The sequence below is a fragment of the Asticcacaulis sp. YBE204 genome, assembly GCF_000495855.1.
Taxonomy (GTDB): Bacteria; Pseudomonadota; Alphaproteobacteria; order Caulobacterales; family Caulobacteraceae; genus Asticcacaulis.
The window spans coordinates 163746-178689 of record NZ_AWGF01000005.1 but is presented as its reverse complement, the minus strand read 5'-3'; the positions used below and the strand labels follow the sequence as shown (position 1 = coordinate 178689).

13 protein-coding genes are annotated in these 14944 nt (G+C 58.7%); 5 read left to right on the top strand and 8 right to left on the bottom strand.

All coding sequences use genetic code 11. The features are described 5' to 3' along the window. Window positions 1-410: 410 nt before the first annotated feature. From AEYBE204_RS30315 to AEYBE204_RS30305, 5 genes are all read right to left on the bottom strand, one after another. Window positions 411-1472 (bottom strand): serine hydrolase, encoded by a 1062-nt coding sequence (locus AEYBE204_RS30315; RefSeq protein ID WP_023462276.1) that lies wholly within the window; start codon window positions 1470-1472, stop codon window positions 411-413. Window positions 1473-1545: 73 nt separating this feature from the next. Next, complete coding sequence (locus AEYBE204_RS40975; RefSeq protein WP_255346430.1) at window positions 1546-1770, bottom strand: hypothetical protein; 225 nt, start codon at window positions 1768-1770, stop codon at window positions 1546-1548. Continuing rightward, window positions 1715-2089, bottom strand: coding sequence for an SDR family oxidoreductase (locus AEYBE204_RS39965; RefSeq protein ID WP_255346427.1), 375 nt, complete (start codon window positions 2087-2089; stop codon window positions 1715-1717). The genes AEYBE204_RS40975 and AEYBE204_RS39965 overlap by 56 nt, the downstream gene beginning before the upstream one ends. A gap of 2 nt (window positions 2090-2091) precedes the next feature. Further along, on the bottom strand, window positions 2092-3558 hold the full coding sequence (locus tag AEYBE204_RS30310) for a DUF6880 family protein (protein ID WP_023462275.1): 1467 nt from the start codon (window positions 3556-3558) through the stop codon (window positions 2092-2094). Between the two features lie 336 nt (window positions 3559-3894). Continuing rightward, window positions 3895-4686, bottom strand: coding sequence for a hypothetical protein (locus tag AEYBE204_RS30305; protein WP_023462274.1), 792 nt, complete (start codon window positions 4684-4686; stop codon window positions 3895-3897). Window positions 4687-4778: 92 nt separating this feature from the next. Between AEYBE204_RS30305 and AEYBE204_RS39535 the strand changes: the two genes are divergently transcribed. Then, window positions 4779-5384 (top strand): SOS response-associated peptidase, encoded by a 606-nt coding sequence (locus AEYBE204_RS39535; RefSeq protein WP_023462273.1) that lies wholly within the window; start codon window positions 4779-4781, stop codon window positions 5382-5384. A gap of 452 nt (window positions 5385-5836) precedes the next feature. Here the strand turns inward: AEYBE204_RS39535 and AEYBE204_RS30300 are convergent, their stop codons facing one another. Next, window positions 5837-6262, bottom strand: a complete 426-nt coding sequence (locus AEYBE204_RS30300) for a helix-turn-helix domain-containing protein (protein ID WP_023462272.1) — start codon at window positions 6260-6262, stop codon at window positions 5837-5839. Between the two features lie 703 nt (window positions 6263-6965). Between AEYBE204_RS30300 and AEYBE204_RS30295 the strand changes: the two genes are divergently transcribed. The 4 genes from AEYBE204_RS30295 to AEYBE204_RS30285 all read left to right on the top strand — a co-directional run bounded on the left by AEYBE204_RS30295 (window position 6966) and on the right by AEYBE204_RS30285 (window position 10251). Continuing rightward, window positions 6966-7580: a GntR family transcriptional regulator gene (locus AEYBE204_RS30295; protein ID WP_023462271.1), complete on the top strand. Its 615-nt coding sequence runs from the start codon at window positions 6966-6968 to the stop codon at window positions 7578-7580. Window positions 7581-7698: 118 nt separating this feature from the next. Beyond that, on the top strand, window positions 7699-7842 hold the full coding sequence (locus tag AEYBE204_RS40320) for a hypothetical protein (RefSeq protein WP_023462270.1): 144 nt from the start codon (window positions 7699-7701) through the stop codon (window positions 7840-7842). Between the two features lie 39 nt (window positions 7843-7881). Continuing rightward, window positions 7882-8529, top strand: coding sequence for a lasso peptide biosynthesis B2 protein (locus AEYBE204_RS30290; protein WP_023462269.1), 648 nt, complete (start codon window positions 7882-7884; stop codon window positions 8527-8529). Then, window positions 8530-10251: an asparagine synthetase B family protein gene (locus AEYBE204_RS30285; RefSeq protein ID WP_023462268.1), complete on the top strand. Its 1722-nt coding sequence runs from the start codon at window positions 8530-8532 to the stop codon at window positions 10249-10251. Between the two features lie 69 nt (window positions 10252-10320). Here AEYBE204_RS30285 and AEYBE204_RS30280 read toward each other — a convergent pair whose 3' ends face one another. Further along, complete coding sequence (locus tag AEYBE204_RS30280; protein WP_023462267.1) at window positions 10321-12393, bottom strand: Atxe2 family lasso peptide isopeptidase; 2073 nt, start codon at window positions 12391-12393, stop codon at window positions 10321-10323. After that, on the bottom strand, window positions 12393-14936 hold the full coding sequence (locus tag AEYBE204_RS30275) for a TonB-dependent receptor (protein WP_023462266.1): 2544 nt from the start codon (window positions 14934-14936) through the stop codon (window positions 12393-12395). Before AEYBE204_RS30275 ends, AEYBE204_RS30280 begins: the two co-directional genes overlap by 1 nt. Window positions 14937-14944 lie beyond the last annotated feature (8 nt).

Here is a 14944-nt window from a genome sequence, read left to right as displayed (position 1 = left end):
GCCAAGCCAATCGTGATCGTGTAAATTCGCCTGCAATACTGACCCCCTAGAGGGTGGTTTTCGCGTCCAAAGCTGACCCCCTTTTAGGGTTGTGTCACAGTCCTTCCTTTTGACGTTTTGTCGTGCGGGAAGGGTATTTGGAGGATGATTGCCGTGGATCAGATCGGTCAGATCCGCCGTGCCTATTTTGAGCAAGGCGTAACGATAAAGCAGATAGTTCGGGACCAGGGTGTATCGCGAGATGCGGTGCGGCGTGTCATACGCTCGGGGGCGACTGAGTTTAAATACGAGCGCCAGGTACAGCCGGCCCCGAAGCTGGGTGCCTGGATCGAGTATCTGACGCAGATGCTGGAGGCTGAAGCCAGGCTGCCGCGGCGGGAACGACGCACTCGCCACCGGTTTTCTCGGGATCATGACTCTGCGGTCGCTTTCAGAATACGGAGTATCTTCTGGCGCATCGCATTTACGTCAATCTTTTCCTGATTTGACAGGATAACGACCAGCTCTTCCCGATGAATCTGTCGTGCCATGACCGCGGTGTATCCGGGCAGATCACCCTTGTGCCAGGGATAGTATTTACCCCCTTGATCGGCCAGCGCCCATCCGTAACCCCACGCCGCGCCGCCATTTGGCGTATGACGAGTATGCATGATTTTTTGGGACTGTGCCGATAGAATGACATTGCCGGACAAAGCCTTGTCGAACCTCGCCAGATCTTCCGTTGTGGTATAGAGCGACCCCGCACCATCGAGAATTTCGACAGGCACTGATAGCTTGGCTGGCGCGTTACCGCTTTGCGCATAACCGAGCGCTAATCCCGACACCTCGGTATTTGTGCGCAGCAAACCAGAATCTTTCATGCTGGCGGGGATAAAGATTCTTTCATTCAGGCGTGTGGCATAGTCCTGACCGCTGGCCTTCTCGACAACCAGCTTCAGAACGACATAGCCGGCGCTGGAATACGCAAAGACCCCGGGTTTGCTGGTCAAACGTGCGGCTACCAGATCACCCGGTACGAGCGGCCGGTCCAGATGATGTTCTGTAGCCTCTTCGATTCCCGATGTGTGGCTTAAAAGCTGTTCGACCGTGATGGTACTGCTTGCCTTGCCCGCCAGTTCAGGAAAAACACCGTCCAGGCGGTCGGAGAGTTTTAGTTTGCCCTCTTCGATCAATTGGAACGTCAGAACAGCGGTGAAGGGTTTCGCCAGGGACGCCGCCGCAAAACGGCTCGCCGTCTGATTGAGAGCGTTCGTCGACCGATCTGCCAGACCAAAGCTTTTACGAAAGAGGACCTCTCCCTTACGCAAGACAAGTACGTTGCCGGAGAAGTTATCACCGCCACTCTGTCTTATAGCCTCATCGATCTGACTGCTGATCGATGAGGCGCTCTTGGCCTGACAACCTGATACCGCAACAAGATTTGTGAAAGTCCCCGCGGCCAGGAGCGGCATAAATGACCGACGGTTCAGCATTATCTCCCCCTTTTCGAAAATCAATAACACCGATACGTCGGCTTAGGCAAATTAACATGGCGTAATCGTAACGCTATTTGTCATCATGGCTGCACCTGTGCGCCAAACCGGTCCTTCCTCTTTTACGGCATCGACCTGGAACATTTGCATCAAACGCTTGTCGGCGACAGCAAAGGATGAAGCGCCCGACCAAGCGGGCGCCTCCATACTTAGATTTGCGCCTGACCGCCGTCGACAAAGTTCTACCGTTGACGAAGCTGGCGTCGTCGGATGCCAGGAAGAGAACCGCCTTGGCGATTTCGTCGGGATGACCAACCCTGCCAGCGGGAATGAGACCCCACGTAGGCCTTGGTGCCTTCCGCCTGGTTACCAAACAGGTCGTTGAGGCCAGCGGTATCCGAAACGCCTGAACTTATGGCATTGACGCGGATTTGGCGAACCTTCAGGTCCAGTATCCAGTTGCGGGCAAAGCTGCGAATAGCCGCCTTAGTCGCCGAGTAGACACTGAAGGCGGGCGTACCCGACACGCTGGTCGTCGATGCCGTAAGTACGATCGCACTCCCATCACGCAGGAGCGGCAATGCCTTCTGGACCGTGAACAGAGCTATATAGCTCACGGTCAGGTCTTAGGCAAAAGACCCCAGAATCCGTACTTGCGACTATGATTTTTCTCCAACTGGGCGCGGTATGTGACGTGCAAATCCATATTCCGGACTTGGGCAGCCTCTGCATCCGAGCGCAGCGCCAGCGCATCTAGGCTTTTGAGATAGCGGGCGGCATGCGGATAGGCCTTGGAATTGCCGCGAGAGAGAATATCTTCAATAAGCGCGCGATAGAGGATCGCGGCCGCGACAGCTCCGGTGTCGAGTCCGCAGCTATCAAGTGCCTCCGCCGCCTCCGGCAGCAGATCGTAATGCCTGCCATCCCACAGCCCGAAATTCTTGACCACCAAGCGGGCGGCGAGATCGATCCGCGGCCACGCCAACAGAAACTCCAGAGCCGCATAGATATGTTTAAAGGCCAAAACATAGTCGAATGCCCTGTCCAGCACATTGAAGTCTTCAAAGTCCGGCAAGCGGGCGACATAGTCACGCAGCATTGCGATATTTAGGGAGTCTTCGAACACGGACCAGCGTAGGGCTTGGGCAGCCTCTGTCTCACCAAGCTTGTCCAAAATAGCCGCTTCCAGGCCTGCACGTTGAGGTGCCAAAGCGTCCCGCGCCACCTGACGGTCGGCTAGATCGGTACGTGACATGAACACGAACTTTACGGCACGCTCGCGCCGCACCCAATCCAGCGCCTCCCTGGCCCGATCCGCCTGTAACAGACGTCGTGCAATCCCCAGGGTGTCTTGGACATTCGGATGCTTTTGGCTTTCGAGCCTAATGAAGCCATCCAAGTCACCCAGCGCATCGGCAATCATTTGACGGACCAACAGATATTGCGACGCGTTCGAATAGGTGAAGCGGTTTGTCGTGTCCGTATCCTGAACCTCCAGCTCGGCGTGACGCTTTGCTAGGTCACTATCCCAACGTCGCAAAACAGGTGGTGGCAAAAGCTCAACAACGGCACGCGCGGCGTCAACAAAATACCCATGATCACTTTGCCCCAGGGCCGCCGCGATCCGATCCGGCAATAGCGCTAATTCATCCGGTGACAAACGCGGCGTCAGTCCGCCCAGGTCTTCAATAGCGCCGTAATAAACGTCCTGAACATAACCCGATGAATCGTCCACCCGCTGGAACACCGCCTCGTGCGTGGCTATGAAGCGCAACAGCCGGTCTATGGCCAGTGCGGGCGCGGCGTCCCCCAATTGGCGTGTGATTGTCGCTACCGTAGAAGCCAGATCGTTGCAGAATGCACGGGCCTTGTTCCAATCGATATAGCCTCTGGCCTTTTCCAGTGCACTCAGCCGCCGATCAACAACCTTGGCTATGGCCTGCGGCCCGTTTTGACCAGCCAGAGCGGCCGATACCTGACGCCGAAACCCGGCGTTGTGCTCGGACTCGTCCGAAACAAGTTGCGCGAGCTTCGCCGCACCGAGCGATATCAACGCGTCCTGGGTGATTTGAGGTTTACGTGCCATGCCGATTCTGTGAGCGATCCCGCCGAAACATAGGGCGTGGCCTCAGGCCTGTCGATATCCCGTACACGTATTTTGGCTGTTCGCATCGTTCCAAAACTTAGGCAAATCGCTCAAAAAAAAGCTAATCGCATTAAGTCGGCCCTTAAAACTTAAAACGTCAAAAAATCTTCTGGGACCTGCCACCAGGACTTACCCAGGCCCGTAAAACCTAGGTCGCCATCCTGATGCAGATCGCCAGTTATATTTCCTTGGATATCCTACGCGCCCCTGATTACCTTTACCGCTCATAGCAACGGTCCCCCTCGAGCGGCACTAAACAACATATCCTCAAATAGGTCAGGCGACGCGGTTATGCTGAGCTCGCGTGCGCAGCCGGTAGCCCAGTTCCGTCAGCTCCTGAGCCGCCAAAAACACGGTCATCTCTCCCTCATAGACCAGCTGCAACATATCACGCACGTGACGGGGCACATCGCCTGCCACATCACCGCCGGCGCCTAGATGACCCAGAATGTCGTTGCGTATCCGGTTGGCGTTATCCGACGTTGGATCGGCCAGCAACGCCACGATGGCCGAGGTGAAGAACGGATCAATCTCAAACGGGGTGCCGTCACGTCGCGTGACCCTGACGATCGCCAGATCACCCTTAAAGCCGTCAAAGCTGGTTGACGCATCCTGATCTTCGGCCCGCCGCATCGGTGCCCCCATATAAGCCAGCCCGGCCAGAGTTCCACGCTCGGCATCGAATAGACCGATCGATAAACACAGAGCCTCAAAGTCTTTCCGCGAAATTGAGAGACTGAGCCGCTCTTCAATTTCCTCCTGCGCAATCTTCCACGCCCGACGCAGGCGCTGCACGATCGGGCAGGCCGGCATGAAGATTGCGACATTGCGGAGATCGGGACCGGAATTTTCGGTGGGATCCGCCGTCAGAACCAGCGCATAGCGGTCGAAATGGTCGTGATCGCCCATCCAGTCCTGGCGCGGACGCAGCCGCGCGACCAGATACCGTTCCACGCGCGGATAGTTCAAAAGCACAATCTGCTGGCCCGAATAGGCCGGGGCGCAAGTGATCTCGCCCGGCGCAACCGCCCGCCCGCTTTCATCTTCGATCAGGTAACGAATTGACATGCACACCTCACTTGCGTTCTATATTTGTTCCAATTCCTCGCGAAGTCAATCCGGGGGTCTTGGATTTTATGCAGTAAGCGTAGAGGCGTACTATGTGCGGACGTTATGGCGGTCCCCGCGAACTGGAAGTCCATGCGGGGTTTCTCGATGTTCCGCCCCCCTTTGCCAATAAGCGCTCCTATGAGCTGATCCGACCTACGGACATGGCACCGGTCTTCGCCAGAAGCGGCAACGGCAACGTTGTAATCAAAGAGATGCGCTGGTGGCTGGTGCCAGCCAGTCACCGTGGCACGGTCCGCGAATGGACGAATACCACCTTCAATGCGCGCCTGGATGACATTGAGCGCAAGCCCACCTTTTCACGCGCATGGAACCTTAAGCGTCGGGTGCTGGTTCCTGCTGATCATTATTACGAGTCGAGCAAGACCTCACCGCTCAAGCAAACCTGGCGGATCGCGGCCAGAGGTAACACGCCGATGGCCTTCGCCGGCATTTGGGATTATGCGAACACCGCCGACGGCGCGCTCCTTTCGTTTGCCATACTGACGCGAGAACCGGGCGACACCATGCGCCGATTTCATCCTCGAGAACCGGTTGTCATCGCGCCGTCTCACTGGCAGGCCTGGCTTAATGGCGACGACATGCCGGCCCTATCACAGTCGTGGTCCGAGGACGCGTTCTCGATCGTCGTCGCATAGGTTTAGCCACCCTGTTGACGTTTGCAAAAAATAGAACAAAATAGGAACTTAAAACGCAAGTGAGGCTATTATGGTTATTGACCTTAATTGGGCGCCGCCCCCCATGATTCGAGATTTGCCTTTCGACTCCGTGCTGCGGATACAGTGTCAGGCGTGTGGCGGGGTAAGACAGGAAACGATTTCTCGTCTCTCGGAAACACCTGGACTTCGGACCGAGTATGTCGACCTTCTCGAAATGCGAACACGGTGCACTCTGACGGGGTGCGGCGGGAGCGTGCGGTTTCAGGTAGAGTCTGCGCGCCCTCGCCAGGGGGTATTCGAAGCTTACCGACGGCCCGTTAAGCCAATCGTGAGGCATAGGCCGAAGCCAGAACCGCAACTCGAATTGTTCGGTGCGTTGGATCACGCCACCGTTCCCATGTCAACGCGACAGACCTTTTGACACGCCCCGTTCAGCCTTCGCCCAGGAGCACTCGCACCAGATCCAGCACGCGTTGGCGCTGCGCAGCGGATTTGATGCGAGGAAAGGTTTCTGCCAGTTCAATCCCCTCGCTCGACATTAACAGTAGCAGGGCGCTGCGCTCTATCGACATCTCGCCTTTCGCTTCCTTATCCTCGCTCAAGCCGTCGAAGAAATAGGTGACCGGGGCCTTCAGTGCGCTTGAAATATCGTACAGCTTAGACGCGCTAATACGGTTTGATCCCCGTTCGTATTTTTGAATTTGCTGAAATGTCACAGCTAAACGCGTGGCCAGCTGTTGCTGGCTCAACCCCAAAAATTTGCGCCGGATACGCACCCGACTACCCACATGCACATCGACCCGGTGAGGCGCTTTCGTCGCACCGTCTTCCGTCCGACGGCACCCTTTCTGATCCATAGGCATCATTCCGCTTCTCGCTCCAATCGTGAATGGGCGAGCAACGAAGAGCCAATTCAAGACTGACGGCGCGCCCGCCCGATAGGTCGACCGGCGGACGAATTACCCTCAATACGGATAGGGGCCCTCATTATCGGCAGCGTCTGGCCATGGAGAATGGGCCTATCGCTGATAGTCCCATGACACAACGCGTTTTACCAAGCGCCACGCGCTCAGCTTACCAAAATTTTCGCTTACATTCATCGCAAATTAGCAACCTCAAATTGCTTATTGATATTTTAATGGCTATATATTTTCAAAATTGGCAATTATTGGTTGCTTTTGGGCTGTGCGGCGCCGCACGGCGTTCTCGTTTGCGATTGCCGGCGACAACGGTGTGTCAAGGACAGCGTCAGGCAGGGCATCCCTCAGTATATGAGAACGCTGATCTTCATCTCTTGTCCGCCATCTGCTTGCAAGAAGACGGCGTAGTCCAACACGCCATCTCGTGAAAAATCACATGGTGATTACAGTATAATCGCGACGTAATAATGCACTTGCGCGACGCTACGCTTTATACTGAAAATACAATTTTGTCGCGAATGCGCTTGGCCGGGTTGACCACCAGTAATGACCTGTGGATCAACACATGCAGCGCTTTCGTACGCACCGGAACTCCAGACGGACGTAAGGTTATACGCCGCAGTGAGCGTAAGAGGTTGGTATGGTGAAGGAGTCGACGATCAGGCGCGTCCATAACGGCCTGAAAACCTTGCTTCGCGACGGTACATTCTATCCCGGCGATAAGATTGATGTGAATGTATGTGCCGATCGGCTCGGGGTTAGTCAGACCCCGGTGCGACAGTCCCTGTTCTGGTTATGTGGTGAGCGTCTGGTAGAGACAGCCTCAGGCGAAGGCTTCCACGTGTCGCGCGTGACCGAGCAATCCATGCGCTACCTTTATGAGTGGCACCGCGCGACCATCCTCTATCTCCTTGACCTTATAAAGGCCCGACCACCCCAGACATTCGCGCCGGCTATCGTTCAAACGACGGGCGACATCGACCCGGTCCTGAGTATCGAGCGATTATTTCTCCTGATTGCCAGAGCCTCGCGTAACGTCGAGTTCGAGCGAGAGATCGTCAACGCCAACGACCGGCTTCACCTGGCCCGCCGCCTCAAGGGCGATCTCATACAGGACCGCGAAGATGAGCTTTTACACCTCAATAGGCTGTGGACCGCCGGTGATGCCGATGGGCTTAAAATCGCCCTCGAGCAGTACACAGCGCGTCGTCTGGTCATCATCCCGGAACTCGTCGAACGCCTCCGCCGAAGATAGGCGACAATCGCAACGAAATTTTCGTGCGATTGCCGCACTATAAATTTCGGATACTACCAATACGGGAAAATACTCACCTGGTCATGAATGGTCATGACGTTTAATCCAGGAGAGTGTCATGCGTAACCTTACCCAAGAAACCGCAGCCGTCGCGCCGATCGTGCTGGGCGTTGCCACCGAAGTGACCAAGGGCAACGGCAATCAGGTCGAACTCGACGACGAATTCGAACAGCGCCAGATCCCTGGCCTCACCGCTAACTAATACCGGTGGAGGGGTGCGGTAACGCACCCCTTTTTGCTCATGCACCTGACCCTGCCGCCTCATATTTCGGCCTGCCGAATCGCCGGCCGAAGCCTCATTCTCGATCTGCGCACCAACCGGTATCTGGCCTTGCCGCCCGATCTGGACACAAGTTTCCAAGCGGTGTTCGACGGCCTTACACCTTCAGAACGCGATGCTGAGCGCCTATGCTTGCTCGGCCTGACCGTCCGCCGCAAAACGGAAACACCGCCCCGTCTGACCACCTATCCGGCCCCCAGGGCCGATCTTGACCTGGCCGGCGTGACGCCGACCCTGTCGAGCGTTCTTGACGCTATCGCCTCACAGGTCCGCGCGACCCATGCCTTGAAGCGTCGGGGCCTTGAGGCCGCGATCCTGCGCCTGCACCAGGTTAAGCGGGCGCGTAACCCCAAAGGGGGCCACAGGGTGCTGTGCGAATTCGCCGCGTCAGCGCAATTGAGCGGTCGTTTCATCGACCGCCACAACCGATGCCTGGAAAATTCATTGGCCTTCACGACCCGATGCCGTCGCCAGGGCCTCGCCGCCGACCTCATCCTTGGCGTTAAGATGGGACCCTTCGCCGCGCATGCCTGGGTGCAGTCCGGTGAGACGGTTCTGAATGACCGGCTGGATCAGGTGAGGCACTTCACCCCCATATTGGTGGTTTGAATGACACTTGGGTTCCTCGTGATTAAGGGGCCGGATCGGCGCCGCCTCCAATATCTGAAGACCCAGGCCGAGAGGCAGGATAACCTGCGACCTGCGTTCGAACGACCGGACCTGGTCGTCATGACCACCCCGGCTACACCCGTGGTCGATCTCGCGAACCACGCCGGGCTCGTGGTAGGGCACGCATTTTCGTCGGAAGCCCCTTATCTTCCGCTTGACCGCGAAAAGGACGCGCCGCGCCCTGATGCCCGCTGGCTGACCCGTCATATCTGGGGCGCCTATGTCGGAATCTGGTGGTCTGCCGACGGCGGGTTCCACCTGTTACGAGATCCCATTGGCACCCTGCCCGTCTACTATCGGCGCGACGGCGAAACCCTCATCGCCGCCTCGCACGTGGATATCGTGCGTCGGCTTGAGGGTCCCGCCCTGGCCATAGACTGGCAAGGTCTCCATCGACACCTGTTCGCCCGCGATCTTAAGGCCGAGCGTACGGCCCTGGCCGGGATTTCGGAGTTGAGGCCCGGATTTGTGCTGAGCTGGCCGTCGACGACAGTCAGTGAAGCCTGGTCGCCCTGGGACTTCGTCGACCGCTCTATGGCCCTTTCGGCCGAGACCCGGGCCGAGTACCTAAGACAGCGCATCTTAAACTGCACCGCCGCATGGGCGCGCCCCTTTTCTACAGTCCTCGCGGCCGTGTCAGGCGGACTGGATTCGTCGATCATGGCCGCGGCGTTGAAGGTCGGCGGCGCGAACTGGCGGGCCTACACCCTGGCGACACCGCGCCCTGATGGCGACGAGCGAGCTTATGCGAGGATACTCGCCAGGCATTTGAACGTTCCCTTAGCTGAGGACCTCTATTCGCTCAGCGCAATCGATATTGGCCGGGCGGCATCCCGTGACCTGCCGCGACCCATGGGCCACCCCTACGGCCAGGCGAGACGGGCATCCGCCCAACAGTTCCTCAGTCAGTTTGGCGGGGAGGTCGAATTCAAAGGCACGGGCGGCGACAATGTGTTTTGCTTTACCTATTCGGCCACCCCCGTGGTCGACCGGTTTCGAACAGAAGGCCTGTCGTCCGGTGTGTGGGACACACTCAGTGACGTTGCCGACCTGACCGGGGCGACCCAGTTTCAGGTCACGAGGGCCGCCTGGAGGCGACACCATCAACCCACCCCGTATGTCTGGCACGGCGGCCACAGATTTTTGACGGACAATCGCCTGAACATCGAACCCGAGCTAACGCATCCCTGGCTCGTAACCCCGAAAGGCGCCTTACCGGGCCATGCGCTTCATATTTCCATGCTCATCCGCGTTCAGGCGACGCTCGAAGGCTTTTCACGCTATGGCGGGCATCCGACCATATATCCCTTGATGTCTCAGCCCGTCGTCGAATTTTGCCTGTCGACGCCATCCTGGATGTGGTGCCGCGGCGGCCAAAATCGCGCCTTGGCGCGGGCGGCGTTTGTCCCCTATTTGCCGCAACAGATTCTGGATCGTACCAGCAAGGCGGGTCCTGACAGCTTCTGCCTCGATGTCGTGCAAGCCAATCTCGCGGCCATACGGCCGTTATTGCTCGACGGTGTTCTCGTCGAAAACGGTCTGCTCGACCGGTCGCGACTGGACGCCGCTCTGCAAATCGAACACCTGAACACCAGCTCCGACTTTGTGCCCCTGTCCCTACTGGTCGAGGCTGAGAACTGGGTGCGCGCCTGGCTCGCGTGACCGGTGGGGTCATCGTGAAAAAAAAGCCCCGCCGTCAGGCGGGGCAGACATGAACCCCCGGAGAGAGGCTCAATTCGGTTTCACGGTGCGCTTCAGCACATCCCAGCGTTGATAGTCTTCGTCGTAGCCATATAGATCCTGTCGATCAAGTAGCCAATAATCGAACCAGGCGATGTTCCGGCGATACATGGCCAGGCGATGCGCGGGTTGCCATTTGACGTGTCGCTCGTCGGGGAACACGATCATATCTACCGGTGACTCAGCCCGTTTCAACGCATGAAAGCTTTGCAGGCTACTCAGGAGTTCATCGTCCGAAATCTGGATCAAGGTCGGGATCTTCAGGCGCGACGCGTTAAGGATCATGGAATAGGGACCCCAGAACGCCTGATCAACCTCGGCGGCGTCCGGATAGCCCAGACTTTTCATATAGGCCGCACCGGCGGGTCCCCAGGTCGCAGCGCTGTAAATATCTTCACAGCATCCACTGACCGACATCACCGTAAAGTGGCCGCTGTTCACCGCCGCAAACTGCGCCGTTGATCGCCCATAGCTGAACCCCGTCAAGCCGACCCGACGCGCGTCCACCAGGCCACGGGCGACGAGCCGGTCTATAACCGTTTCCAGCGACGACAGGACGCTGCGCTTGTCGGCCCAATCCTGACGGTCGATCTGCTCGGCTTCCAGAGAGGTGCGCGCACCGCTCGAGCGGCCAACCCCAGGCGGCTGCTCATAGACGAGCACGGCAAACCCTTTGGCGGACAGCGCATGGACGGGATATTCATCACCGGTGCCGCCGCGCAGGAAACCCCGCGCGTCATATCCCACGACCACCAAGGGTAGCCGTCCCCCCGAATAGTCGGGAGGCAAGACCAGACTGCCAAAGGTCTCAATGCCTCGACTATTGCGCCACCTCAGGCGCTCGACCGCCCCAAAGCGGAAGGTACTGAATTCCGGGTTGGGATCGAATACGGGGTCGAGGATCCCCGTCGACAGGTCAATCCTGACGAGGGTACGGGGGTGCGTGGCGGTCTCAAAGCCGCAGACCAGATGCGTCGGGGTGTAGGCACACCCTTTCAAGGCGTCCGTCGTGTGAAAAATTCGTTCGGGGTTCGCCATACCTGACGTGGTATCCGTCGCCAGGCGGTAAAGTCCCATTTCGGGGGCCTGAGCCTCTTGTTTGAGGAAAATCAGCTGTCGCCCGTCGGCCGTCCACCACATCTGCCGAATGCCGTCGCACACGACGTCAGGACAGATAAGCCGCCGTCCATTCGTCATCTGCAGGTCCAGCCGCGTCCGGCTATCGAGCCTGTCAGTGACCGCCACTCGCTCTGCCCTGTGGCCCTGAGCGCTCATCAGGACTTTCGCGGCATCCGATGGCCGCAATTCCTCCGGCGTTGGCATTCGGCGTTCGCCAGTGGTGAGGTCGAAGATCATTTCTACGACGGGCAACGGCTCGCGGACCAAAGGCTTCAATCCCCGCGTCGGGGCAAAAGACTGGTCATAGGCATAGCCTTGCCGGCCACGTCTGGTGATATCCGCCTCTGCGTCAGCCAGACCGGGTCGGCCGCTGAAACGAAGACGGTCCTCAGCTACCCAGTCGAAAGAGTCGATGTCATATCCGGCATCGATCAGGCGATGGGCGGGCCCGTCACCCTCGATCAGCCAGATATCGATTTGATCCTTGTCCCGACGCAGATAGGCCAGTCGTCGGCCGGACGGCGACCATTTGGGTGCCACGGCCGCCGCGAAACCGGTCCGACGGGGGGCGAAGCCGCCATAGGACGACTTTCCCCGAATAAGCTCACCGCCCTGATCGAGCTGACGCAGCGACCTTGGCTGGCCCAGCTGGATCGTGAAAAGCCCGACGCAATAGCGGTTCTCATCCGGACGCGCCTGCCACATATGAAAGGCCACACGAGATCCGTCCGGCGATACCGACATTATAGGGGCGTCGATGGGCGAGACGCCGGTCGGCCCGATGTCGCGAATCGCCGCCAGATCTTCCGGTTCGACGGTTCGAGCGACCCCATTCAGACGCGTCTGCGGCGGAACCAGTGTGGCGCAGGATGGGGCGGCCGATATCACGCTTGGCAGACCCAATCCGACGACGACAAATATGAGGGCTGACAGAGATCTTGCCATCACCAGCGCTTCGTGAAGGTCAAGGCGACAAACCGACCAACGATCGAGGCGTTGGCGCTATCGAACACCAGGCCCGGCTGAAGGAGCGACGGGCTATAGGCGTAGGGCGGATCGCGGTCGAAAAGATTGATCACCGACAGGCCGATCCGGCTGCCATCGAACTGACCGGTTGGGAAGCGGTAGGTAAGATTGACATCCACGGTCGTCCACGAGGCGACCTGTCGGTTCGGCGTGACCAGGTCATCGATCGAGCCCGAAATGTAGTTGGCCGTCGCCGTGGCGTCCCAATTGCCTCTCTGCCACGTCGCGCCGCCGCGAGCCCTGACCTTCGCGGGGTTGAGGATTGTGCCGGTGAACTCGACCGCCGGCAATGTGACGATCGTTTGCTGCTTGACCTGTAGTTTCGACGCATTGAGGAACAGGTTGAGCCTATCCTCGCCAACCGTGAACGACTGCCGGTAGCTGAAATCGATGCCGCGGATATATTGCGCGCTGGCATTCTGGAAATCATTCTTCAGGAGGACGACGACCGCGGCCGGATCATAGGCGACGCTGGCATTGTTGATGAACTGGTCCGCAGCGGCGAACACCGCCGCCTGACGACTGGCGGAGGGGTTCCACTCGATGAACGGCGCATAGATCGGGTTGGCCAGAGATCCAGGGAGCCGCGCAATCGGCCGCACCGTGCGGTTGGTGAAGTCGATGTTGAAATAGGTCGCGGTCAAACGCAAGGTGGGCACACGCTTGGGCGCATATTCCGCCCCCGCCGTCCATGACTCCGAGGTTTCCGGTTTGAGGTTCGGGTTTCCCCCATTCGTCAAAAGCGCGGTACCGCCGCCGGTATAGCCGAGGGGTGCCGATCTGTAGAGATAGAGATAGGACGTCTGATACATTTGCAGGAAGGACGGCGCCTTGAACGAGGTGCCCCAGGTGCCGCGCAGCACCACCTCGTCGGTCGGCTGATAGCGGACGCCGATCTTCGGATTGGTCGTGCTGCCAACGTCGTCATACTTTTCCGTACGGACGGACAGGCTCAGATCAAGCGCATAGAGCCCTCCGCGCTCGGTCGAGGGCGCAAGGACCGGCACGAAGGCTTCCGCAAAGCCATAGCTGACCGTGCGCTGCGCCTTGATATAGGTGGGGTCGCCGGGCAGGTAATTCTGAAAGCGGTCCTCCCGGTAGCCGCCGCCGACGGCTAAATCGATGGATAAGGGGCCCAGGGACACCGGCCCTTCCACTACGAACTCGCCATAGGCCACACCGTTCTTATAGTTCGTCTGCGCCGGGGCGATAGTCGCCGTACGCGTATACCCACTGTTTCGGCTTTGCGCACCGGCGGCAATAAAGCGCGCCTGCCACGCGCCGAAGTCCTTGGTGAGATAGGCCGCCACATTATAGGCCGGCGTGTACATCGTCGAATAATAGACCTCAGCCGTCGGCGTGGCTTTCATCACCTGTTCCATCCGGCGATCGCTCACGAGGACATCGACACCGACCTGGGTGGTGTCGCCGAAGGACTTGCCGATCGTCAGAAACGCCGATCGCCGCGTCTGCGGTCGCAACATGGATTTGATCGGCGGTGAGGCGGCGGTAAGCTTACGGTCGCCCGCCTTGATTTCTGCCTGGTTCGAATATTCAAAACTGCCCAGGACATTCCATCCGTCCGCCGCATGGCCCAGCATCACGCTGGCAGTCTGTTCGGCGCCACCACCCTCCGTCGTGTCGCCGATCCGGAGGCTGGCTTCACCGCCGTTCAAGGTCTTGTTGAGGATGAAGTTGACGACACCTGCCACCGCGTCGGCCCCGTAGATCGCCGAAGCGCCATCCGTCACGATCTCTACCCGCTTGACGGCGGACAGGGGGATGCCGGAGACGTCGCCCCCCTGAAAATAGCTATCGGCGGAGATGCGGTGGCCGTTGACCAGGACCAGGGTCGCATCCGACCCCAGGCCCCGCAGATTGATCGTCGATGCGTTGCTGACATTGGAATTATCCGAACGCGAGCCGTTCGTGCCGATCATGCCCGGATTCTGACCGCCGGAGAAGTTTTCAGGCAGGCTACGCACCAGATCCCCGGTTTGTGAAAAACCCGACCGCTCGATGTCGGAACGAACAAGGGCGCGCACCGGAGAGGTCGGCTTCGCCGTCCGCAGGTGAGAGCCTGTCACCGTGACCTCGATCAGCGCTTGTCCGTCCGTCGCTTCAGCGGTTTCGGTACTTTTAGCCGACACCTTTAGGACGATCGTGGTCGCGCTGGCGCTGGCGATTTCAAGGCCGGTGCCGTCGATCAGTCGCGCCAATACCTCATCGCGCGTGAGATCGCCCTTGATGCGCGGCGTCTTGAATTTAGACGCTACATCGTAGGGAAACAGAATCTGTACATCCGCCTGACGCGCAAAGTCGGTCAAGGCGTGCGCCGTGTCCTGCGCCGGGATATCGAAAGGATAGACGCGTTTGTCGGCCACGGCCGCGGCCGACAGACATAAGGCGATTGCCACGACCGAGGTCGTGATGCGGATTTTCTTTGATAGATGTGTTGACATGGTGCCAC

Bases quoted from the DNA above. Each gene is read 5' to 3' on its own strand.
- AEYBE204_RS30315 (WP_023462276.1), bottom strand. From the start codon at position 1,472: ATGCTGAACCGTCGGTCATTTATGCCGCTCCTGGCCGCGGGGACTTTC.
- AEYBE204_RS30310 (WP_023462275.1), bottom strand. From the start codon at position 3,558: ATGGCACGTAAACCTCAAATCACCCAGGACGCGTTGATATCGCTCGGT.
- AEYBE204_RS30305 (WP_023462274.1), bottom strand. From the start codon at position 4,686: ATGTCAATTCGTTACCTGATCGAAGATGAAAGCGGGCGGGCGGTTGCG.
- AEYBE204_RS39535 (WP_023462273.1), top strand. From the start codon at position 4,779: ATGTGCGGACGTTATGGCGGTCCCCGCGAACTGGAAGTCCATGCGGGG.
- AEYBE204_RS30300 (WP_023462272.1), bottom strand. From the start codon at position 6,262: ATGGATCAGAAAGGGTGCCGTCGGACGGAAGACGGTGCGACGAAAGCG.
- AEYBE204_RS30295 (WP_023462271.1), top strand. From the start codon at position 6,966: ATGGTGAAGGAGTCGACGATCAGGCGCGTCCATAACGGCCTGAAAACC.
- AEYBE204_RS40320 (WP_023462270.1), top strand. From the start codon at position 7,699: ATGCGTAACCTTACCCAAGAAACCGCAGCCGTCGCGCCGATCGTGCTG.
- AEYBE204_RS30290 (WP_023462269.1), top strand. From the start codon at position 7,882: ATGCACCTGACCCTGCCGCCTCATATTTCGGCCTGCCGAATCGCCGGC.
- AEYBE204_RS30285 (WP_023462268.1), top strand. From the start codon at position 8,530: ATGACACTTGGGTTCCTCGTGATTAAGGGGCCGGATCGGCGCCGCCTC.
- AEYBE204_RS30280 (WP_023462267.1), bottom strand. From the start codon at position 12,393: ATGGCAAGATCTCTGTCAGCCCTCATATTTGTCGTCGTCGGATTGGGT.
- AEYBE204_RS30275 (WP_023462266.1), bottom strand. From the start codon at position 14,936: ATGTCAACACATCTATCAAAGAAAATCCGCATCACGACCTCGGTCGTG.